Here is a 20,480-nt window from a genome sequence, read left to right as displayed (position 1 = left end):
GCAGCAAGGCACAAAAAAGGGCGGGGGTTACCCCCCCGCCCCTGATCCGCAAGGTCGCGAAGGATCAGACCTTCAGCGCTGGGATGATCTGTTTTTTCCGGCTCATGATGCCCGGCAGAACGACGGTGTCGCCGGTGACGGTGCAACCGAACGAGGCTTCGGCGATCTTCTTGACCAGATCGTTCGGGACCAGCAGCGTGGCCTCTTCGTTCAGGATGTCGATGATGAACAGCAGCACCTGATCGGCGCCGTCTTCCTTGGCCACGCCCGGCATCGATCCCATCAGGCTGTCCTTGCGGTCCAGCAGCAGCTTGGGCGCGGTGGTTTCCAGAACCGAAACGCGCAGCTCGGCGCCGTCGACGGTGTATTCCTTGGAATCCATCCGCAGCAATTCGGCATCCGAGAAGGACGAGACATCGGATTTTGCCTCGAACATCGCGGTGGCCAGCTCGGTCATGTTCACGCCCAGATCGGCGGCCAGCGCCTCGCAGACGGCGCGGTCATGCGCGGTCGTGGTGGGCGAGCGGAATTCCAGCGTGTCGGACAGGATGCACGAGAGCATCGCGCCCTTGATCCCGCGCGGCGCGGTCTTGGCGGCATCGCCCATCAGGTCATACATGATGGTCGCGGTGCAGGCCAGCGGGCGCACGGTAATGTCGATCGGGCCCTTGGTTTCCAGCCCGCCGACCAGCTTGTGGTGGTCGATGATCGCGGTGATGTCGGCCTTGGCGATGCCCGCGGGCAGCTCGGCCGGGTTGTTGGTGTCGACGATGACGACTTTCTCGCCCTCGGCCACATCCGCGATGATCTCGGGCTTGGGCAGATCCCAGTGCTTCAGAACGAAGGCCGCTTCGGTGTTGGGGTCGCCCAGCAGCACCGGCACGGCGGGCGTGCCCAGAACTTCGGTCATGTACCAGGCCCAGACGATGGGCGAGCCGGTCGAGTCGGTATCGGGGGCCTTGTGGCCGAAAACCTTGGTGGTCATGGGATTCCTCGCGTGGTCGGTTTCGCGCGGGTTATACGGTGCGCGCCGGGGCTTGTCATCCCGCGCGATGCCGGGGAACCGCGTTTTCGCGGGAAAAATGCCGCACTGCAGCGGTGCGTCAGCGCGGCAGCGGGGTGATGGTGAACCCCCTGGCCTCGAGCAGCGCCAGAAGACCGGTCTCGCCGGACAGATGCAAGGCCCCCGCCGCCAGGACCACGGGTCCCTCCGCCAGCGCATCCTCGATCACCGGCAACCAGGCACGGTTGCGCGCGGTCATCAGAATCTCTTCGGACAGGGCCATCTGTGTCTCGACCTCGGCTGCGCTCATGCCACCCTCAAGCGCCTGTTCCCGGCTGAATTCCCAGATCAGCCGGGGCTCGCCGCGAAAATACAGATCCGCCATCGTCACCGCCATATCCTCGGCATCGCGCGCACCGATCACCGCCGCGCGCAGCATGTCCGGGATCGCCTCGGGCGGGATCTGTTCGAACAGACGAAACACGGTGTCATAGGGTTCCAGCGCGCGGATCGGCACCCCGGCGGCGTGGGCCTCGGCCATCACCTGCTTATCAAGCCCACCGCGCCCCTGCGCCACGTCCTGCATCGCGCAGGGCGGCATCGCCAGCGTCACCGCGACAAAGGCGGGCTGCATCTTGGCCACCAGAAACCCCGGCATGCCACGCGCCGTGGCAGCCGCCATCAGATCCTGCCAGTCCTGTTCAGGCAGGATTTCCGGCAGCGTCGGGCCGGTGGAAAACATCAAGGTCGGATCGGATTTCATGGCGACCTGAAGCGCCGCCTCTTCATCGGGGCCGGCCTCGACCAGCAGGGTCCGGGCAGCCAGAAGATCGGGCCGGATCGCCTCCAGCGTCGCGTCATGGCGCGGATCAGGCAGATGATAGGTGCCGACCAGGGTCAGATGCTGATCGCCGCGATCAGCCGCGAACAGAAGGCCGCGCGCATGCGGCGCCCTGTCGGCCGCGACAGTCAGCGCATCCTGACGGGCCTGCGGCAACGCGTCGAAAAGGTTGTGCCCGCTGCAACCCGCCTGCGCGGCGAAGGGGAGCGTAAATGCGATCAGGGCGGCAAAAATCAGCTTCATAAAAGGCTCCGGTCTGCTGGTGCCAGCTTGCCACGCGCGGACGGGAGGGCCAAGCCGATGCGGCGCCGGTGTAGAAAAATTTCACGACTGCGGGTGTTGACAGCCGGGGGGGCGCGTGACTAACTCCGGCATCGTTAGCACTCAGCCGATGCGAGTGCTAAGACCCATAACCTGGAACCTTAGGGAGTGACCCAGATGGCATTCAAACCGCTTCATGACCGCGTGCTGGTCAAGCGCGTGCAAAGCGAAGAAAAAACCAAGGGCGGCCTGATCATCCCCGACAGCGCCAAGGAAAAACCCGCGGAAGGCGAAGTGATCGCCGTGGGCGAAGGCGCGCGCAAGGATTCGGGCGAGCTGATCGCACCCTCGGTCAAGGTCGGCGACCGCATCCTGTTCGGCAAATGGTCGGGCACCGAAGTGACGCTCGACGGCGAAGAACTGCTGATCATGAAAGAGGGCGACATCATGGGGATCATCGGCTGATCTGCCGATAACCCCTTCGCCTTAAATTCCGAAATTCCAGTCAAGGAGCCAACGACATGGCAGCCAAAGACGTTAAATTCTCGACCGACGCCCGCGACCGCATGCTGAAGGGCGTGAACATCCTCGCCGATGCGGTGAAGGTGACGCTGGGCCCGAAAGGCCGCAACGTGGTCATCGAAAAATCCTTCGGCGCGCCGCGCATCACCAAGGACGGTGTGTCGGTTGCCAAGGAAATCGAACTGTCGGACAAGTTCGAGAACATGGGCGCGCAGATGGTGAAAGAAGTCGCCTCGCGCACCAATGACGAGGCCGGCGACGGTACCACCACCGCGACCGTTCTGGCGCAAGCCATCATCAAGGAAGGCCTGAAGGCCGTTGCTGCCGGCATGAACCCGATGGACCTGAAGCGCGGCGTCGATCTGGCCACGCAGAAGGTTGTCGAGGCGATCAAGGCCGCGGCCCGTCCGGTGAAAGACAGCGACGAAGTGGCCCAAGTCGGCACCATCTCGGCCAACGGCGAAGCCGTGATCGGCCGCTTCATCGCTGACGCGATGCAGAAGGTCGGCAACGAGGGTGTCATCACCGTCGAAGAAAACAAGGGCATGGAAACCGAAGTCGAAGTCGTCGAAGGCATGCAGTTCGACCGCGGCTACCTGTCGCCCTACTTCGTGACCAACCCCGACAAGATGATCGCGGATCTGGAAGACTGCCTCATCCTGCTGCACGAGAAAAAACTCAGCTCGCTGCAGCCGATGGTCCCGCTGCTGGAGCAAGTGATCCAGTCGCAAAAACCGCTGCTGATCATCGCCGAGGACGTGGAAGGCGAAGCGCTGGCGACCCTGGTCGTCAACAAGCTGCGCGGCGGCCTGAAAATCGCGGCCGTCAAGGCTCCGGGCTTCGGCGATCGCCGCAAGGCCATGCTGCAGGACATCGCGATCCTGACTGGCGGCCAGGTGATCTCGGAAGATCTGGGCATGAAGCTCGAAAACGTCGGCATGGACATGCTGGGTAACGCCAAGAAGGTGACGATCTCGAAAGAGAACACCACCATCGTTGACGGCGCTGGCGACAAGGCCGAGATTGAGGCCCGCGTGGCGCAGATCCGCACCCAGATCGAGGAAACCACCTCGGACTACGACAAAGAGAAACTGCAAGAGCGCGTGGCCAAACTGGCAGGCGGCGTTGCGGTGATCCGCGTCGGCGGCATGACCGAAGTCGAAGTGAAAGAGCGCAAGGACCGTGTCGATGACGCCCTGAACGCGACCCGTGCGGCCGTGCAGGAAGGCATCGTCGTCGGCGGCGGCGTGGCGCTGGTTCAGGCCGGCAAGGTTCTGGCATCGCTGAAAGGCGAAAACGGCGATCAGGAAGCCGGTATCGCGATCGTCAAGCGCGCGCTCGAAGCGCCGATGCGTCAGATCGCCGAAAACGCCGGTGTTGACGGGGCTGTCGTCGCGGGCAAGGTCCGTGAATCGACCGACCTGGCCTTCGGCTTCAACGCGCAGACCGAAGAATATGGCGACATGTTCAAGTTCGGCGTCATCGACCCGGCGAAAGTCACCCGCACCGCGCTGGAAGATGCAGCCTCGGTCGCAGGCCTGCTGATCACCACCGAGTGCATGATCGCCGAGAAACCCGAGCCGAAACCGGCTGCGGGCGGCATGCCCGACATGGGCGGCATGGGCGGCATGATGTAATCATCCGCTCCCGTCAGGGACAGGAAAGGGCGCCGCTTGCGGCGCCCTTTTTCTTTGCCGCGAGATCAGGCAGGCTGGGGGCATTGAGCGGCGAGGGTGCGGAATGCGGTTGCAGGCTGAAGGCGCGGCAGGCGAATTGATCTTCACCGACGGGCCCGCCCGCGCGCTCGGGCGGGCGCTGTGGATCGGGCCCGGGGTGGTGGTGCTCATCGGGGCATCCGGCGGCGCGATCTGGCTGGCGCAGCATCTGCCCGAACCGCTCTGGGCGACGCTTTTCGGGGTCGTCTGGCTGATCCTGGCCGGTATCGTCGGGATCGGGCTCATCGCCAAGGGGCGGCAGCCGTTCAAACGGCTGAGCCTTGCGCCGGCGCACGGCATGGCCGAGTTGCTGACCCGGCCGATGGGCCGAGGCGCCACGCGGTGCCGCTGCCCGCTTGCCGATCTGCCGCCACCGCGGGTCTATCTGTTGCCCTCGGCGCCAGACACGTCCGAAACGGCGGTCCTCGAGATCAGCCTCGGGGCGGGGGAGTATATCGCGATCGCGGATTTCGGGGATGAGGCGGCCGCGCAGGCGATGGCTGCCCGAGTGCGGGCGATGATTACCGCAGCGCGACAGGCGGGCTGAGCGCGAGTGTCGCGAAAGGTCAATTCAGCACCGAAACGCCGCCCCTGAGGGCGGCGCGATTGTTGCAGAAGGAAAAGCGATCAGGCGCCCACCAGAGTCAGCACACGCCGCGTCGCGGCTTCGTAGCCTTCGATCCCCAGACCGGCGATCACGCCCTCGGCGCGGGCCGAGACATAGCTGTGATGGCGAAACGCCTCGCGCTTGTGCACGTTCGAGATATGCACCTCGATCACCGGCCCTTCGAAGGCGTTGAGCGCATCGAGGATCGCGACCGAGGTATGGGTGAAGGCCGCGGGGTTGATGACGATGCCGCAGGCGGCGTGGCGCGCCTCATGGATCCAGTCGATCAACTGGCCTTCGTGGTTACTTTGCAGCAGCCGGATCTGCACGCCACGCGGCCCCGCGATGGCCGCACAGCGCAATTCGACATCGGTCAGGGTTTCATGCCCGTAGATCTCGGGTTCGCGCTGCCCCAGCAGGTTCAGGTTCGGCCCATTGAGAATATAGATCTGTCGGTTCATCGCCCTGCCCTTCCGTAGCTTGTCTTTCGTGGCCGTCCGCGCCAAGCGGCGTCAGACAATTTCCCAGTCGTCTTCATGCGCCAGTGCGCCGATCGCCAGCCAGTCGGCGCGCACCCGTGCCACGCGGGTATCGCCCCAGGTGCGGAACACGATCACGAAGCCCTCTTCGGTAATCATGTCCGCCGAAATATCCATCCGCCCGTTATGCTTCTGGTCGATGTCCCACATCGACAGGCTGACCTGCACCACCGGCGGCAGTTTGAACGGCTCTTCGAACTCCACGATCTTGCGCAATTCGCGCGGTCCCTCGCCGGTCCACATCACGCCCCCGTCCTGATAGTCGGAAAACAGGATCAAAGAGCCCTGCGTGATCCCGAGCGAGTGGCTGTTCATCCGCAGCATCGTTCCCCCACCCACGGCCTTAGTTTTTCAAGGTTTACGCCCGACCGGAGAAATAAAAAAGCCCCGGGATGACCCGGGGCTTTCTTTGCGATGTTTTTGGTGCGCTTACAGCGACATATGGGTGCCCAGGGCTTCCATGTCGGCCAGCATCTTGGTGGCCGCGTCGACCACCGAAGGATGGGCCGCCTCGACGACGGACCGGGCTTCGGCCATCATCTCGGCATGGATCGCCGCGGTCAGCTCGGCTTTCGGCAAGCCGCGCTCGGCGAGCACGGTCACGCCCTCGGGCGAGATTTCCGCGAACCCGCCGGTCACCGCATAGTCAGCCGTGCCCTCGGGCCCGACGACCGTCAGGATCCCCGGACGCAGCGTGGTGATCAGGGCCGCGTGCCCCGGCATCGCGGTCAGGTCGCCATCGGCGCCCGGAATGCGAACCTCGCGCGCCGTCACGGAAGCAAGCTTCCGTTCGGGCGAGACGAGGTCGAATTGCATCGTATCGGCCATGGATCAGCCTCCTTACGCAGCGGCGGCGAGTTTCGCAGCCTTCGCGATGACTTCGTCGATGCCGCCGACCATGTAGAAGGCCGCTTCCGGCAGGTGATCGTATTCGCCGGCCACAACCGCCTTGAACGAGCGGATGGTGTCTTCCAGCGGCACCTGAACGCCGTCCGAACCGGTGAACACTTTCGCCACGTCGAAGGGCTGCGACAGGAAACGCTGGATCTTCCGGGCGCGGGCCACGGTCAGCTTGTCCTCTTCCGACAGCTCGTCCATGCCGAGGATGGCGATGATGTCCTGCAGCGATTTGTAGCGCTGAAGGATACCCTGCACATCACGGGCAACGGCGTAGTGTTCGTCACCGATCACGGCCGGATCGAGCAGACGCGAGGTCGAGTCGAGCGGGTCCACGGCCGGGTAGATGCCGAGTTCCGAAATCGCACGCGACAGAACGGTCGTGGCGTCGAGGTGGGCGAACGAGGTTGCCGGCGCCGGGTCGGTAAGGTCGTCGGCCGGAACGTAGATGGCCTGCACCGAGGTGATCGAGCCCGCGTTGGTCGAGGTGATGCGTTCCTGCAGCGCGCCCATGTCGGTGGCCAGCGTCGGCTGATAGCCCACGGCCGAAGGAATACGGCCCAGCAGTGCCGACACTTCCGAACCCGCCTGGGTGAAGCGGAAGATGTTGTCGACGAAGAACAGAACGTCCGTGCCCGACTGGTCGCGGAACTGTTCAGCCAGGGTCAGACCCGACAGAGCGACGCGCATACGCGCCCCCGGCGGTTCGTTCATCTGACCGTAGACCAGCGCCACTTTCGATTTCTCCAGATCGTCCGGGACGATAACGCCCGATTCGATCATCTCGTGGTACAGGTCGTTACCTTCACGGGTCCGTTCGCCAACGCCCGCGAACACCGAGAAGCCCGAGTGCACTTTGGCGATGTTGTTGATCAGTTCCATGATCAAAACGGTCTTGCCCACGCCGGCGCCGCCGAACAGGCCGATCTTGCCGCCCTTCGAGTAGGGCGCCAGCAGGTCGATGACCTTGATGCCGGTGACCAGGATTTCCGACGCGGTCGACTGCGCGGCGAAATCCGGGGCGGGCTGGTGGATGGCGCGGTGTTCCGACGCGGTGACCGGACCTTTTTCGTCAACGGGCTCGCCGATGACGTTCAGGATGCGGCCCAGCGTCGCGTTGCCGACCGGCACCGAGATCGGCGCGCCGGTGTCGGTGACGGGGGCGCCACGAACCAGACCTTCGGTCGCGTCCATAGCGATGGCGCGCACGGTGTTTTCGCCAAGGTGCTGGGCCACTTCGAGGACCAGTTTCTTGCCGTTGTTTTCAGTGTTCAGCGCGTTAAGGATCGCCGGCAGGCCGTCTTCGAACTGAACGTCCACGACGGCGCCGATCACCTGCGTGACTTTGCCTTTAGATGCCATAGTGTTTCTCCGGTTCCGTCAGAGCGCCTCGGCGCCCGAAATGATTTCGATAAGCTCGTTGGTGATCACGGCCTGACGCGAGCGGTTGAACTCGATCGTCAGCTTGTCGATCATCTCACCCGCGTTGCGCGTGGCGTTATCCATGGCCGACATCTGGGCGCCGTTGAAGGACGCGTTGTTTTCCAGAAGGGCCGCGAAGATCGCCGTTGCAACACCGCGCGGCAGAAGGTCTGCCAAAATCGCTTCCTCGCTGGGTTCGTAGTCGTAAACCGCCGACGTGCCGGTGGTTTCCGCCGCTTCGAACTGCGCGGGGATGATTTGTTTCGCGGTCGGGACCTGCGAGATCACGCTTTCGAAGCGGGCGAAGAAGATCGTCGCCACGTCGAATTCGCCGGCTTCGAAACGGTTCAGAAGATCGCGGGCGATATCCTGAGCGTTCGCATAGCCGATGCGCTTGATCTCGGAGAGATCGACATGCGCCACGAAATACTGGCCAAAGTCGCGACGCATGGCGTCGCGGCCTTTCTTGCCGACGGTCAGGATCTTGACCGTCTTGCCTTGGGCCAGCAGCTCGGTGGCACGCTGCTTGGCGAGCTTGGCGATGTTGGCGTTGAAGCCACCGCAAAGCCCGCGTTCGCCGGTCATCACCACCAGCAGGTGGGTCTGATCCGAACCCGTCCCGGCCAGAAGCCGGGGCGCGCTGTCGGAGCCGCCCACCGAGGCTGCAAGCCCCGACATGACGGCGGTCATGCGATCGGCGAAGGGCCGAGCGCTTTCGGCGGCTTCCTGGGCGCGGCGCAATTTTGCGGCCGCGACCATCTGCATCGCCTTCGTGATCTTCCGCGTGTTCTTGACGCTTTGGATCCGGTTTTTGAGGTCCTTAAGGCTGGGCATTTCCCTGTCCTTTCAGGCGCTTACGCGAAGGTCTTGGCGAATTCTTCGATCGCAGCTTTCAGCTTGTCCGCATCCGCACCCTTGATTTTCGGGTCGTCGCTGGTCAGCCAGTCGAGGATGTCTTTGCGGGCGCCACGCAGGTGGGCCAGCAGGCCTTTTTCGAAGCGCGCCACGTCCTTGACCGGGATCGCATCCAGGAAGCCCTGGGTGCCCGCGAAGATGACGGCCACGATTTCCGCGTTGGTCAGCGGCGAATACTGCGGCTGTTTCATCAGCTCGGTCAGACGCGCGCCACGGTTCAGCAGCTTCTGGGTCGCCGCATCAAGATCCGAACCGAACTGCGCGAAGGCAGCCATTTCGCGATACTGAGCGAGTTCCAGTTTCACCGGACCGGCAACGGTCTTCATCGAGTTGGTCTGAGCCGACGAACCCACGCGCGACACCGACAGACCGGTGTTCACGGCCGGGCGGATGCCCTGGTAGAACAGTTCGGTTTCCAGGAAGATCTGGCCGTCGGTGATCGAGATCACGTTGGTCGGAATGAACGCCGACACGTCGCCGCCCTGGGTTTCGATGATCGGCAGAGCGGTCAGCGAACCGGCGCCGAAGTCTTCGTTCAGCTTCGCCGAACGCTCCAGCAGACGCGAGTGCAGGTAGAACACGTCGCCCGGATAGGCTTCACGCCCCGGGGGACGACGCAGCAGCAGCGACATCTGACGATAGGACACGGCCTGTTTCGACAGGTCATCGTAGATGATCAGGGCGTGACGGCCCGAGTCGCGGAAGTATTCTGCCATCGCGGTCGCCGAATAGGGCGCCAGGAACTGCATCGGCGCCGGGTCCGAGGCGGTCGCGGCGATCACGGTCGTGTATTCGATCGCGCCGGTTTCCTCGAGCTTTTTAACCAGCTGGGCAACGGTCGAACGCTTCTGGCCGATAGCGACATAGAAGCAGTGCAGTTTGTTGGCCGGGTTGGCGTCGTTATACGACTTCTGGTTCAGAATGGTGTCGAGCGCGATCGCGGTCTTGCCGGTCTGACGGTCGCCGATGATCAGCTCGCGCTGGCCACGGCCGACGGGGATCATTGCGTCGACCGATTTCAGGCCGGTCGCCATCGGTTCGTGCACCGATTTCCGCGGAATGATGCCCGGCGCCTTGACGTCGGCAACCATGCGCTTGGCGGCTTCGATCGGGCCCTTGCCGTCGATCGGGTTGCCAAGGCCGTCCACGACGCGGCCCAGCAGGGCCTCGCCCACCGGAACGTCCACGATGGCGTTGGTGCGCTTCACCGTGTCGCCTTCTTTGATGTCACGGTCCGAACCGAAGATAACGACACCGACGTTGTCGACTTCGAGGTTCAGCGCCATGCCGCGGATGCCGCCGGGGAACTCGACCATTTCGCCCGCCTGGACGTTGTCGAGCCCGTGCACACGGGCGATCCCGTCACCGACCGAGAGCACACGGCCCACTTCGGCAACTTGGGCGTCTTGCCCGAAATTCTTGATCTGCTCCTTGAGGATAGCAGAGATCTCAGCTGCTTGGATGCCCATTATCCGACCTCTTTCATGGTGTTCTGGAGGGAAGCGAGTTTCGACTTGACCGAGGTGTCGATCATGCGCGAGCCCAGCTTGACGATCATGCCGCCGATGAGGCTTTCATCCACGGCAATGTTGAGTTTGACGGTCTTGCCCGTCTGTTGGTTCAGCGTTGCGGCCAGTTTCTCGGCCTGCGCGTCGGACAGCGCGGCGGCCGAAACCACCTCTGCGGTCACTTCGCCTTTCTCGGTGGCGATGGCTTCGGCCAGCGCTTTGAGAAGCTGCGGCAGCGCAAACAGGCGCCGCTTTTGCGCCATCAGCGCAAGGCCATTGGCCAGTGCGGCCGACAGCCCCATTTTCTGGGCCAGGGTGGCAATCGCCGCACCCTGCTCTTCGCGCGAATAGACCGGCGAGGAGATCAGCTCGCGCAGATCGGCGGAATCCGCCAGCGCGGCGCTGAGCGCACCCACGTCCGATTCAAGGGCGCCAAGGCCCCCGGCATCGCGTGCAAGTTCGAAAATAGCCGTGGCATAACGCCCGGCGATGGCTGCGGAAATCGAAGCTGGTTCGGACACGTCCACCCTTCCGATGCTCTTGCCGTCGCATCCAGAGCCTGACGGCCCGGACCGAAGGCCCCCCTTGGCGTATGGGGTCGCCCATACGTCGCATATCGGCCCCGCGTGTAGCAGAGCAATCCCCCCCTCGCAACCATCTTGCACAACAGAATGTGAATGCCAGAGGTGCTATTTGCACCTGCGGCACAACTGTTAGCGCAAAGCCCCGGAAAGTTCGGGCGCTAACGGAAAAATCGGGGGAAGTGACGCAAAGGTTATGGCAACAAGACTGCCTAATTTCGTGGCAAGTGATTCACCCGCCCCGCATCCGGCCCATTCAGCCCGGGCTGCGCAGCCGTGCCGGGTCGGCTGCGGGTTTGACCGCGCCTTCCAGGATGGACAGCGGCTTGCGCACCGCCGCCCCCAGCCCCGGACGGCGCGGCGCATGCACCTGTTTGGACACTTCGAGCATCACCACACCGGCCGCAAGCAACCCCGAGACGCGCGCGCCCATGCGTTCCCACATCGGCGCCGAACGCAGCCAGAACCGGCGATGCGAGGGCGGGATATAAAGGGCCGCGCCGTGACGCTCGGGCACGAACCGCGCCCGGCGGGCCTGCGCATCCAGCTGGCCGAGCGAATAGGGCCTGCCAAAGCCGAAGGGCGTGGTTTCGCGCGGCGCCCAAAGCCCCGCGCGGTTCGGCACGATCAACAACGCCCGCCCCCCGGGCCCCAGCACCCGCCAGCATTCCTCCAGCAGCGCATCGGGATGGTCCGAGGCTTCGAGCCCATGCATCACCACCAGCCGGTCGACCATGCCGGTTTCCAGCGGCCAGCGGGTTTCGTCGCACAGCACCGAGACATTGGGCATCCCCGCAGGCCAGGGCATCACGCCTTGCTGCGCCGGCATCAGCCCGATCACCCGGCGCGCGCAGTCCAGATAGGGCCGCAACAGCGGCACCGCAAAGCCAAAGCCCGCCACCGTCAGCCCGGTCATTTCCGGCCCCGCGGGCCACAGCGACAAGACACGGTCGCGCACGGCCTTCTGCGCCGCACGCCCCAACTGGGTGCGATAGTAAAAGTTCCGCAGATCGAGCACATCAAGATGCATTGCGCAGCGGGCCTCCTTGGGCGAAGCTGGGGCAAGAATAACGAAAGCGACGCGAAACGCCATGCCTCTCGAACTGCTGATCCTGCCCTGCCTTGCGGACAATTACGCCTATATCGTCCATGAGGCCGCCACTGACACGACCTCGGTGATCGACGTCCCCGAGGCCGCGCCCGTGCTGCAGGTGTTGACCCAGAAAGGCTGGAAACTCAACCACATCCTGATTACCCATCACCACGGCGATCACATCGACGGGGTCGAGGCGCTGGCCGAGGCAACGGGCGCGCGGGTGATCGGCGCTGCGGCCGATGCACACCGCCTGCCGCCGCTGTCGGATGCCGTGCGCCCCGGGCAAAGCCTGCCGATCGGGGTCGAGATGGTCGAGGTGCTGGACGCGCCGGGCCACACCATCGGCCATGTCGCCTATTACTTCCCGCAGGCGGGCCTGCTGTTTTCGGGCGACAGCCTGATGAGCTGGGGCTGCGGGCGGCTGTTCGAAGGCAGCCCCGGCCAGATGTTCGCAACCCTTGGCCGGATGGCCGCGCTGCCCGGCGACACACTGGTCTGTTCGGGCCATGAATATACCGAGGCCAACGGCCGCTTCACGCTGAGCCTGCAGCCCGATCACCCGGCCCTTCTGGCGCGGATGGCCGAGGTGCGGGAAAAACGCGCGGCCGGGCAGCCCACGCTGCCGGTGCCGCTGTCGTTGGAGCGCGCGACCAACCCCTTCCTGCGCAGCGACGACCCGGCCCTGCGCGCGGCGCTTGGCCTGCCCCCCACGGCCAGCGCGCTGGAAACCTTCGCCGCCGCCCGCGCCCGCAAGGACAGTTTCTGACGCCCGGTTGCTCAGCCCCGCGCCGGAGGCTGCGGTGCGCCGGGCTCCGGCGCGGCTGAGGTCGTTTCCATCGCGGCCTCGGCGGCCTTCTCGGCGGCGCGCAGGGCCGCCTCGCGCGCACGCACCTGGCGCAGCGCATCGGCGATGAAGGGCCGCGACAGCGCGGCATAGAGCGGCTCGGGCGTGATGACCCGCGCAGTGCCATAACCCAGCATCGCCGCCGCCATCACCGGCACGATGATGTCATGGCCGCCGGTCATCTCGATGATGATGACGATCGCGGTCATCGGCGCCTGCGTCACCCCGGCGAAATAGGCCGCCATTCCCAGGATCGCGGCCAGCCCGATATCCGAGCCAAGCGCCAGCGCCACGGAAGACCCCAACCCCGCCCCCACCGACAGCGACGGCGCGAACAGACCGCCCGGAATACCCGACACCGTGGCGACCAGCGTCGAGATCAGTTTGAACAGGAAGAAGCTGGCCGGTGGGGCCTCGCCCTCGATCGCGCTGCGCGCCTGTTCGTAGCCGGTGCCCCAGGTTTCCCCGCCCGAGCCGACGCCCACGATTGCGGTGATGATCCCCGCCACCAGCGCCAGCAACAGCATCTTGCTGCGCGGCGATGCCCCGCGCCAGCGCCGCATCCTGCGGCTGACCGACAGCACCCCGCGGCTGAAGATCGCGCCCATCACGCCCCCGGCCAGCCCGCAGCTGAGCACCAGAACCCAGTCGCGCGCCTGATCCAGAACGACATGCGATTTGCCGAAATAGGTGTAGTTCCCCAGAATGGCGAGCGAGGCGACCCCCGCGATGATGACGGTGGACAGCACCATGCCATTGGTGCGCGCCTTGTAGGACCGGCTCATTTCCTCGATCGCAAAGACGATCCCGGCCAGCGGCGTGTTGAAGGCCGCGGCAATCCCCGCCGCCGACCCCGCCAGGATCAGACCGCGCCCCTCGGCAATGCCGCCGAAACGCCCCGACAGCATCATAATCGACGCCCCGACCTGCACCGTCGGCCCCTCGCGCCCGATCGAGGCGCCGCAGAACATCCCCGCAACGGTCAGAAACACCTTGCCCACCGCGATCCGCAGCGACAACATACCCCCTCGGTCAGGCACATCGCGCAAATGGCGCGCCGCAATCGCCTGCGGAATGCCCGACCCCTGCGTGCCCGGAAAATACCGCCACGCCAGCCAGGCACACAGCACGAACCCCAGCGGGGTAATCAGCAGCGGCGCATAGTGGAATTCTTCGGTTCCGGCGAAAGTGGCAAAGGTCCGTTGCGCGAAATCGGCCGCCTTGGCAAAGCCCACGCTGATCGCTCCGATCGCCAGCGCCCCCGTCCAGAACACCAGCCGCGACTTCCACAACCGCGTTGACGAAACCATCGCGCGCGACCGGCGCAACATCGCAACACGCGAAAACCTGAAGGCGGTCATCTTCCCCACTTTCGTTTGGAACCCCGCGCATGAACCTTTTGCGCCCGTTTTTCAACCCGCAACTGGCCGTGCCCCCCTCTTGAACACCCCGGCGCACGCCATATATGCACAAAAATCAGGCAACCGCCCCCGGGCGCCCAAGCGCATTCACGAAAAGCATTTTCTGCCGCCTGCGAACGGGCGGATGCCTCTGCACGCTGCAGGAAACGATACGGCGCGGGCGTGCCGGGGCAAGTGAATGTTCACTTTTACAGCAAACTCTGAATTGCAGTGCGAATTTCCGTGAAAAGCCCTTGAAGCCGGACGCATTCCACCGAACTTTAACCATATGAGGCCAGGATCAGAGGGAGCCCGACGATCCGCAGAAAAAAGGAGCACCATATGCCTTCGTTCTCGACCACGCTCGAACAAGCCATCCATGGTGCGCTGGCGCTGGCCAACGCGCGGCGCCACGAGCTTGCCACGCTGGAGCATCTGCTGCTGGCCCTGATCGACGAACCCGACGCGAATCGTGTGATGCGCGCCTGTTCGGTCGATCTGGACGAGCTGCGCCAGACCCTGACCGAATTCATCGACGATGACCTGTCGACCCTGATCACCGAGGTCGAGGGCTCGGAGGCCGTGCCGACCGCCGCTTTCCAGCGCGTGATCCAGCGCGCGGCGATCCATGTGCAAAGCTCGGGGCGGACCGAGGTGACGGGGGCCAATGTGCTCGTCGCGATCTTTGCGGAACGCGAAAGCAATGCCGCCTTCTTCCTGCAGGAACAGGACATGACCCGTTATGACGCGGTGAATTTCATCGCGCATGGCGTCGCCAAGGACCCCGAATTCGGCGAACCCCGCCCGATCCTGGGGGCCGAGGACGAGGCCAAGACCGAAGGCGGCGCGCAGGGCGGCGGCGAGGCCAAGGAATCCGCGCTGGCGAAATATTGCGTCGATCTGAACGCGAAATCCGCCAAGGGCGATATCGACCCGCTGATCGGCCGCGAGGAAGAGGTCGAGCGCTGCATCCAGGTGCTGTGCCGGCGGCGCAAGAATAACCCGCTGCTGGTGGGCGACCCCGGCGTCGGCAAGACCGCCATCGCCGAGGGGCTGGCGCTCAAGATCACCCGTGGCGAAACCCCGGAAATCCTGTCGAAATCGACGATCTTCAGCCTCGATATGGGGGCGCTGCTGGCCGGCACCCGCTATCGCGGCGATTTCGAGGAACGGCTGAAAGCCGTCGTCAAGGAGCTGGAGGAACACCCCGACGCGATCCTGTTCATCGACGAGATCCACACCGTGATCGGCGCGGGCGCGACCTCGGGCGGGGCGATGGATGCCTCGAACCTGCTCAAACCCGCGCTGGCCGGCGGCAAGCTGCGCTGCATGGGCTCGACCACCTACAAGGAATTCCGCCAGCATTTCGAAAAGGACCGCGCGCTGAGCCGCCGGTTCCAGAAGATCGACGTGAATGAACCCTCGGTCGCGGATTCGGTGAAGATCCTGATGGGCCTGAAACCCTATTTCGAACAGCACCACGACATCCGCTACACCAATGACGCGATCAAGGCGGCGGTGGAACTGTCGGCGCGCTACATCCATGACCGCAAGCTGCCCGACAAGGCGATCGACGTGATCGACGAGGCGGGCGCGGCGCAGCACCTGCTGCCCGACTCGCGTCGGCGCAAGACGCTGGGCGCCAAGGAGATCGAGGCCGTGGTGGCCAAGATCGCCCGCATCCCGCCGAAAAACGTCTCGAAAGACGACGCCGAAGTGCTGCGCGATCTGGAAAAGACGCTCAAGCGCGTGGTTTTCGGCCAGGACAAGGCGATCGAGACGCTGTCCTCCGCGATCAAACTGGCCCGCGCGGGCCTGCGCGAACCCGAAAAGCCGATTGGCAACTACCTGTTCGCCGGCCCGACCGGCGTCGGCAAGACCGAGGTTGCCAAGCAATTGGCCGATACGCTGGGCGTGGAACTGCTGCGCTTCGACATGTCGGAATATATGGAGAAACACGCGGTCAGCCGTCTGATCGGCGCGCCTCCGGGCTATGTCGGCTTCGATCAGGGGGGCATGCTGACCGACGGGGTCGATCAGCACCCGCATTGTGTGCTGCTGCTGGACGAGATCGAAAAGGCCCACCCCGATGTGTTCAACATCCTGCTGCAGGTGATGGACCACGGCAAGCTGACCGACCATAACGGCCGGGCGGTGGATTTCCGCAACGTGATCCTGATCATGACCTCGAACGCGGGGGCCGCCGACATGCAGAAGGCCGCCATCGGCTTTGGCCGCGACAAGCGCGAGGGCGAGGATACGGCCGCAATCGAACGCACCTTCACGCCGGAATTCCGCAACCGTCTGGATGCGGTGGTCAGCTTCGCGCCGCTCTCGCGCGAGGTCATCATTCAGGTCGTGGACAAGTTCGTTCTGCAACTCGAGGCCCAGCTGATCGACCGCAACGTTCATATCGAGCTGAGCCCCGAAGCCGCCAACTGGCTGGCCGAAAAGGGCTATGACGACCGGATGGGCGCCCGCCCGCTTGGCCGCGTCATTCAGGAGCATATCAAGAAGCCCCTCGCCGAAGAACTGTTGTTCGGGCGTCTGACCAAGGGCGGTGTCGTGAAGGTCGGCGTGAAGGATGACGCCATCGTCCTGAACATCGAGGAACTGGGCAAGCCGCGGATCGCGGGCTCCAAGCCGCGGCTTCTGCCCGCGGACTAAGGCCCCGCCCGCTCAACCCGAACGGCGCCCGAAAAGGGCGCCGTTTTCCATGGCCGGCTTCAGGGCAGCGCAACTCCTATGGCGGGGGTGTCCTGACTGAAGATATTAATCCAACCGCCCGCGTCCCGCCGCCACAGCGACGCGACATACATCTCTTCGGGCGCATCTTGCCCGGGCCGCAGGTAGCGCGCGCGATAAGCCAACAGCGCATGGCCTGCCCCCGCAGGCACCACGCGCGGGTCGGCGATGTCATACCAGGCCACACTCGGGCCCGCGGCCAACTGGGCACCATGATCTGCGCGCCCGGCAAACCCGTCGGGGTAGACGCCCAGAAAATCATCCGACAACAGGGCCATGTCGGCCTGCGCATCCCCCGCCACCAGCGCCGCCCAGACGCGGTGCTCCTGCGCCAGCACCTCAGCCAAAAGCCTGTCGCTCATCGTTCGGTCAGCTTCAGCTCGATCCGCCGGTTCGCCGCGCGCGCCGCTTCGGAATTGCCCAGGGCAACGGGCCGGAATTCGGCAAAGCCGGTCGCGGCCAGACGGCTGGGCGGGAAGCCCAGATCGTTGATCATATATCGCACGACCGACAGCGCCCGGGCCTGGCTCAATTCCCAGTTATCCCGAAACTCGCCCTGCCCCGACAGCGGCACATTGTCGGTGTGGCCATCAACGCGCAATATCCAGTCGATTTCGGGCGGAATCTGTGTCGACAGCTCGCGGAAGGTTTCGGCGACCCGGGCAATCTGCGCGCGGCCTTCGGGGGCCAGATCGGCCGCACCCGGTTCGAACAACACCTCGGAAGAAAACACGAAGCGGTCGCCCACCACCCGCACGCCTTCGCGCCCGGCCAGCAGTTCCGACATCCGGCCAAAGAACTCCGACCGATAACGCGCCAGATCCTTGGCCTCGGCCTCGGCCCGCTTGCGGGCCTCTTCCTCCAGCGCGGCACGGCGCTTCTGTTCGGCCGCGACCTGCGCCAGCGCGGCGTTCAACTCCGATCCGAGCGTTTCGACCTGCACCTGCGCGGCCGCGTCCTTGGCCTGTGCGGCATCCAGAATGCCCTGCAATTCGGCCAATTGCCCGCGCAGGGCCGCGATCTGTTCGTTCAGAAGCGTGATCTTTTCGGCCCGCCGGTCCAGCATCTGGGCCTGATTGGCCAGCGCCTTTTCGGCGGTCGCACGCAGGGCCGCATCCTTTTGCGCGGCGCTCAACTGCACGTCGAACTTCTTTTGCAGATCGGCCTTGGCGGCCTCGGCCGCGGCCAGCAGGGTCAGCGTTTCCTCGGCCCGCGCGCGCGCAACCTCAAGCGACAGGGTCATCGCCGCCAGCTCGTCGCCCGAGCTTTTCAGCTTGGCCCGCAACTCCTCAATCGTCGCACGGTCCAGACGCAGATCAGCGGCGCGCGCGGCCGCCTCGTCGCGCGCCGCGTCGCGCTCCGACAGCAGCGTGGCCACCTGCGCCTCGAAGGCGGTGATCTTCTGTCCGGCCGCATCCAGTTCGGCCTTGCGGGCATCCAGCTGCCCGCTGAGTGTCGCGATCAGCGTGGCCTGCGCGGTGGCCCGCTCCTGCGCCTGCCCGAGCGCCCCCTGCAGATCGGCGCTGCGCGCCTCTTCCAGCGCCAGCGCGCGGGCCAGTCCCGCAACCTGATCGGACAGGCTCGACAGCTCGTGTTCCTGGGTGCTCACCGTCTCGCGCAGCACCGATTGCACCACCATGAAGATCGTCAGCACGAACATCAGCACCAGCAAAAGCGCGGTCATCGCATCGACGAAACCCGGCCAGATCGTGGCCGAAAACCTTTGACCATTGCGGCGGGCAAGCGCCATCGCTCAGCTCTCCTTGCCGCGCAGCAAGGCGCGGGTCAGGGCGGCGAAATCGTTGCGCAGTTCGGCCATGCTCTCTTGCCGCCCCGCCGAAACCTCTTCCAGCAGCCGCAGCAACTGCACGTCGATCGAGCGCAGCCGCATCCGGGATTCGGCGTCGACCTCGCTATCTTGTGCCGCCGCCGCCCGCTCGGCCAGACCGTCCAGCGCGGTGATCAGCCGCTCTTGCCCCGCGGCCATGGCCGCCAGCGCCTGCACCTGCCCGGCCCGCGCCTCGGCCTCGGCATTCAGCCGCGCGGCCAGCGCCTCGACCGCCTGCGCCAGTTGCGCAAGCCGCGCATCGGCCTGCGCGCGCGCCGCGTCGGATTGCGCAAACAGCGTCTGCAAGCTGTCAATCTGCTCGGCCATGTGGTCCAGAACCTCGGCGGCGATGGCGGTTTCGCCCTCGCCTTCGTTGCCGGCAAAAGACAACCGCGTGATCGAGGAAATCCACTCTTCCAGTTCGCGATAAAACCGGTTCTGGCCATGGGTGACGAACAGTTCCAGCAGGCCCACGACCAGCGACCCGGCCAGCCCCAGCAGCGACGACGAAAACGCCGTGCCCATGCCACCCAGCTGCGCCTCCAGCCCGGTCATCAGCTTGTCGAAAACCGACATCGCGCTTTCGCCCTCTTGCGGGGCCAGCGCGCGGATGGTTTCGACCACCGCCGGAACGGTCGTGGCAAGGCCATAGAACGTGCCCAGAAGACCAAGGAAAATCAACAGGCTGGCCAGATAGCGGGTGATGTCGCGGGCCTCGTCGATCCGGGTTGCCACCGATTCCAGGATCGAGCGCGACGCCGAGGTCGCGATGCGCCGCGAAGCACCGCGCGCGCCCAGCAGCGAGGCAAGCGGCGCCAGCATCTGCGGCGCCTTGTAGGCCGGGCGTCCGGGGCGGTCGGCGGCGAAACTCTCGATCCAGCTGACCGCGTTGATCAGTTGCACCACCTGCCAGAAACACGCCAGCACGCCCGCGACGAAGACAGCCGCGATCAGCCCGTTCAACCAGGGGTTGGCAATGAAGATCGGGAAGATCCGCGCATAGGCGAGCCAGCCGCCTGCACCGACCAGGCCCAGCACCATCAGCATCAGGGTAACCTGCCGCACGGGCTGCGAAAATTGCGTATCGAGCCGGATCGGCGCGCGCATGGACTGCCTCATATGCTGCTCTGTCGGCGCGAGGATAGGCGGGCCTGCGCCCGGTGCCAAGCCTTATCCGACCAGTGCACGCACCCGTGCGGCAAGCCAGTCCAGATCGGCATCGGCAATGCCCAGATCGTGCAGGTGCTGCGCCGTGGACCACAGGTAATCGCGGTTCGGCCCACGTCCGCCATGGGCGCGCGCAATGATCTGCGCCTGTTCCTCGGGGGCGAGGCCGCCGCAATACTGGTCATGCACCGGGTCGATGACATAGGTCACCGCCGACACCTGCCGCCCGTCGGCCAGATCGACCGGCAGCGTCACCTCCAGATAGGCGGCCGACACCAGTTCACGCGCGCGCAATTCTTCCATCACGGCCGCTTCGGCCTCGGGCGGGACGGCGAAGGCCAGCCCTGCGCAACTGGCCTGCGGTGCGGCGTCCAGCGCCAGCACCAGACCGGGGGCATCGACCGTGCCGCGATGATGGATCGAGCGCATGCAGAACGACCGATGCCAACCCTGCGCGCGGGCCAGGACCGTTTCGGCCGGGGTGAACCCGGGGTTCCAGATCAGCGATCCGTAGCCAAAGATCCATAACGTTTCGGTCATCGCGCTGGCCCTCCTGCCGGGGCCGGGATACATAACAGGGGAAAAAATG

20 protein-coding genes are annotated in these 20,480 nt (G+C 65.0%); 5 read left to right on the top strand and 15 right to left on the bottom strand.

Going from position 1 to position 20,480, the window contains the following annotated elements; genetic code table 11:
- Positions 1 to 64 precede the first annotated feature (64 nt).
- Together P2G62_RS11665 and P2G62_RS11660 are read right to left on the bottom strand one after the other, a co-directional pair.
- Positions 65 to 985, bottom strand: coding sequence for a manganese-dependent inorganic pyrophosphatase (locus P2G62_RS11665; RefSeq protein ID WP_275735075.1), 921 nt, complete (start codon positions 983 to 985; stop codon positions 65 to 67).
- A 118-nt stretch (positions 986 to 1,103) separates the two neighbouring features.
- Entirely contained in the window at positions 1,104 to 2,087 is a 984-nt protein-coding gene (locus P2G62_RS11660) for a TraB/GumN family protein (protein ID WP_275735074.1), read from the bottom strand.
- A gap of 195 nt (positions 2,088 to 2,282) precedes the next feature.
- Between P2G62_RS11660 and groES the strand changes: the two genes are divergently transcribed.
- The 3 genes from groES (at position 2,283) to P2G62_RS11645 (ending at position 4,889) form a co-directional block, all read left to right on the top strand.
- Complete coding sequence (gene groES, locus P2G62_RS11655) at positions 2,283 to 2,570, top strand: co-chaperone GroES (protein ID WP_275735073.1); 288 nt, start codon at positions 2,283 to 2,285, stop codon at positions 2,568 to 2,570.
- Positions 2,571 to 2,626: 56 nt separating this feature from the next.
- A complete protein-coding gene (groL, locus tag P2G62_RS11650) occupies positions 2,627 to 4,264 on the top strand; it encodes a chaperonin GroEL (protein ID WP_275735072.1) in 1,638 nt (545 codons plus the stop codon).
- 103 nt (positions 4,265 to 4,367) lie between these two features.
- A complete protein-coding gene (locus P2G62_RS11645; protein ID WP_275735071.1) occupies positions 4,368 to 4,889 on the top strand; it encodes a hypothetical protein in 522 nt (173 codons plus the stop codon).
- A gap of 80 nt (positions 4,890 to 4,969) precedes the next feature.
- On the opposite strand, the gene aroQ is transcribed toward P2G62_RS11645, so the two are convergent.
- The 8 genes from aroQ to P2G62_RS11605 all read right to left on the bottom strand — a co-directional run bounded on the left by aroQ (position 4,970) and on the right by P2G62_RS11605 (position 11,841).
- Positions 4,970 to 5,410, bottom strand: a complete 441-nt coding sequence (gene aroQ / locus P2G62_RS11640; RefSeq protein ID WP_275735070.1) for a type II 3-dehydroquinate dehydratase — start codon at positions 5,408 to 5,410, stop codon at positions 4,970 to 4,972.
- 51 nt (positions 5,411 to 5,461) lie between these two features.
- The gene (locus P2G62_RS11635; RefSeq protein WP_275735069.1) at positions 5,462 to 5,812 is read right to left on the bottom strand and encodes an H-type lectin domain-containing protein; all 351 of its coding nucleotides are present in this window, start codon (positions 5,810 to 5,812) and stop codon (positions 5,462 to 5,464) included.
- 105 nt (positions 5,813 to 5,917) lie between these two features.
- Positions 5,918 to 6,316 (bottom strand): F0F1 ATP synthase subunit epsilon, encoded by a 399-nt coding sequence (locus P2G62_RS11630; RefSeq protein ID WP_275735068.1) that lies wholly within the window; start codon positions 6,314 to 6,316, stop codon positions 5,918 to 5,920.
- Positions 6,317 to 6,328: 12 nt separating this feature from the next.
- Complete coding sequence (atpD, locus tag P2G62_RS11625; protein ID WP_275735067.1) at positions 6,329 to 7,747, bottom strand: F0F1 ATP synthase subunit beta; 1,419 nt, start codon at positions 7,745 to 7,747, stop codon at positions 6,329 to 6,331.
- 18 nt (positions 7,748 to 7,765) lie between these two features.
- Positions 7,766 to 8,641, bottom strand: a complete 876-nt coding sequence (locus tag P2G62_RS11620; protein ID WP_275735066.1) for a F0F1 ATP synthase subunit gamma — start codon at positions 8,639 to 8,641, stop codon at positions 7,766 to 7,768.
- Between the two features lie 20 nt (positions 8,642 to 8,661).
- Positions 8,662 to 10,191 (bottom strand): F0F1 ATP synthase subunit alpha, encoded by a 1,530-nt coding sequence (atpA, locus tag P2G62_RS11615; protein WP_275735065.1) that lies wholly within the window; start codon positions 10,189 to 10,191, stop codon positions 8,662 to 8,664.
- Complete coding sequence (locus P2G62_RS11610; RefSeq protein ID WP_275735064.1) at positions 10,191 to 10,751, bottom strand: F0F1 ATP synthase subunit delta; 561 nt, start codon at positions 10,749 to 10,751, stop codon at positions 10,191 to 10,193. The genes atpA and P2G62_RS11610 overlap by 1 nt, the downstream gene beginning before the upstream one ends.
- Before the next feature lie 316 nt (positions 10,752 to 11,067).
- Positions 11,068 to 11,841, bottom strand: a complete 774-nt coding sequence (locus P2G62_RS11605) for a methyltransferase domain-containing protein (protein WP_275735063.1) — start codon at positions 11,839 to 11,841, stop codon at positions 11,068 to 11,070.
- A 61-nt stretch (positions 11,842 to 11,902) separates the two neighbouring features.
- Here P2G62_RS11605 and gloB point away from each other — a divergent pair, with 61 nt between their 5' ends.
- Positions 11,903 to 12,673 (top strand): hydroxyacylglutathione hydrolase, encoded by a 771-nt coding sequence (gene gloB / locus P2G62_RS11600; protein ID WP_275735062.1) that lies wholly within the window; start codon positions 11,903 to 11,905, stop codon positions 12,671 to 12,673.
- An 11-nt stretch (positions 12,674 to 12,684) separates the two neighbouring features.
- On the opposite strand, the gene P2G62_RS11595 is transcribed toward gloB, so the two are convergent.
- A complete protein-coding gene (locus P2G62_RS11595) occupies positions 12,685 to 14,112 on the bottom strand; it encodes a chloride channel protein (protein ID WP_275735061.1) in 1,428 nt (475 codons plus the stop codon).
- Between the two features lie 381 nt (positions 14,113 to 14,493).
- On the opposite strand from P2G62_RS11595, the gene clpA reads away from it, so the two are divergent.
- On the top strand, positions 14,494 to 16,818 hold the full coding sequence (gene clpA, locus P2G62_RS11590) for an ATP-dependent Clp protease ATP-binding subunit ClpA (RefSeq protein ID WP_275735060.1): 2,325 nt from the start codon (positions 14,494 to 14,496) through the stop codon (positions 16,816 to 16,818).
- A 59-nt stretch (positions 16,819 to 16,877) separates the two neighbouring features.
- Here clpA and P2G62_RS11585 read toward each other — a convergent pair whose 3' ends face one another.
- The 4 genes from P2G62_RS11585 to P2G62_RS11570 form a co-directional block, all read right to left on the bottom strand.
- Positions 16,878 to 17,258, bottom strand: coding sequence for a nuclear transport factor 2 family protein (locus P2G62_RS11585; RefSeq protein WP_275735059.1), 381 nt, complete (start codon positions 17,256 to 17,258; stop codon positions 16,878 to 16,880).
- Positions 17,255 to 18,646 carry a peptidoglycan -binding protein gene (locus tag P2G62_RS11580; protein WP_275735057.1) on the bottom strand — a complete coding sequence of 464 codons (1,392 nt, stop codon included), beginning with the start codon at positions 18,644 to 18,646 and terminating at the stop codon, positions 17,255 to 17,257. Before P2G62_RS11580 ends, P2G62_RS11585 begins: the two co-directional genes overlap by 4 nt.
- Positions 18,647 to 18,649: 3 nt before the next feature.
- Positions 18,650 to 19,831, bottom strand: coding sequence for a biopolymer transporter ExbB (locus P2G62_RS11575; RefSeq protein ID WP_275735056.1), 1,182 nt, complete (start codon positions 19,829 to 19,831; stop codon positions 18,650 to 18,652).
- Positions 19,832 to 19,894: 63 nt separating this feature from the next.
- Positions 19,895 to 20,431 carry a gamma-glutamylcyclotransferase gene (locus tag P2G62_RS11570; protein ID WP_275735055.1) on the bottom strand — a complete coding sequence of 179 codons (537 nt, stop codon included), beginning with the start codon at positions 20,429 to 20,431 and terminating at the stop codon, positions 19,895 to 19,897.
- Positions 20,432 to 20,480 lie beyond the last annotated feature (49 nt).

This window comes from Paenirhodobacter sp. CAU 1674 (assembly GCF_029222945.1).
GTDB lineage: Bacteria > Pseudomonadota > Alphaproteobacteria > Rhodobacterales > Rhodobacteraceae > Rhodobacter.
This window is presented reverse-complemented; position numbering and strand designations above follow the sequence as displayed.

Coding starts and splice junctions, on each gene's coding strand:
- atpD (WP_275735067.1), bottom strand. CDS start 7,747: ATGGCATCTAAAGGCAAAGTCACGCAGGTGATCGGCGCCGTCGTGGAC.
- clpA (WP_275735060.1), top strand. CDS start 14,494: ATGCCTTCGTTCTCGACCACGCTCGAACAAGCCATCCATGGTGCGCTG.
- P2G62_RS11645 (WP_275735071.1), top strand. CDS start 4,368: ATGCGGTTGCAGGCTGAAGGCGCGGCAGGCGAATTGATCTTCACCGAC.
- P2G62_RS11635 (WP_275735069.1), bottom strand. CDS start 5,812: ATGCTGCGGATGAACAGCCACTCGCTCGGGATCACGCAGGGCTCTTTG.
- P2G62_RS11570 (WP_275735055.1), bottom strand. CDS start 20,431: ATGACCGAAACGTTATGGATCTTTGGCTACGGATCGCTGATCTGGAAC.
- P2G62_RS11605 (WP_275735063.1), bottom strand. CDS start 11,841: ATGCATCTTGATGTGCTCGATCTGCGGAACTTTTACTATCGCACCCAG.
- P2G62_RS11580 (WP_275735057.1), bottom strand. CDS start 18,646: ATGGCGCTTGCCCGCCGCAATGGTCAAAGGTTTTCGGCCACGATCTGG.
- P2G62_RS11595 (WP_275735061.1), bottom strand. CDS start 14,112: ATGACCGCCTTCAGGTTTTCGCGTGTTGCGATGTTGCGCCGGTCGCGC.
- groES (WP_275735073.1), top strand. CDS start 2,283: ATGGCATTCAAACCGCTTCATGACCGCGTGCTGGTCAAGCGCGTGCAA.
- gloB (WP_275735062.1), top strand. CDS start 11,903: ATGCCTCTCGAACTGCTGATCCTGCCCTGCCTTGCGGACAATTACGCC.
- aroQ (WP_275735070.1), bottom strand. CDS start 5,410: ATGAACCGACAGATCTATATTCTCAATGGGCCGAACCTGAACCTGCTG.
- groL (WP_275735072.1), top strand. CDS start 2,627: ATGGCAGCCAAAGACGTTAAATTCTCGACCGACGCCCGCGACCGCATG.
- P2G62_RS11665 (WP_275735075.1), bottom strand. CDS start 985: ATGACCACCAAGGTTTTCGGCCACAAGGCCCCCGATACCGACTCGACC.
- atpA (WP_275735065.1), bottom strand. CDS start 10,191: ATGGGCATCCAAGCAGCTGAGATCTCTGCTATCCTCAAGGAGCAGATC.
- P2G62_RS11630 (WP_275735068.1), bottom strand. CDS start 6,316: ATGGCCGATACGATGCAATTCGACCTCGTCTCGCCCGAACGGAAGCTT.
- P2G62_RS11660 (WP_275735074.1), bottom strand. CDS start 2,087: ATGAAGCTGATTTTTGCCGCCCTGATCGCATTTACGCTCCCCTTCGCC.
- P2G62_RS11620 (WP_275735066.1), bottom strand. CDS start 8,641: ATGCCCAGCCTTAAGGACCTCAAAAACCGGATCCAAAGCGTCAAGAAC.
- P2G62_RS11575 (WP_275735056.1), bottom strand. CDS start 19,831: ATGCGCGCGCCGATCCGGCTCGATACGCAATTTTCGCAGCCCGTGCGG.
- P2G62_RS11585 (WP_275735059.1), bottom strand. CDS start 17,258: ATGAGCGACAGGCTTTTGGCTGAGGTGCTGGCGCAGGAGCACCGCGTC.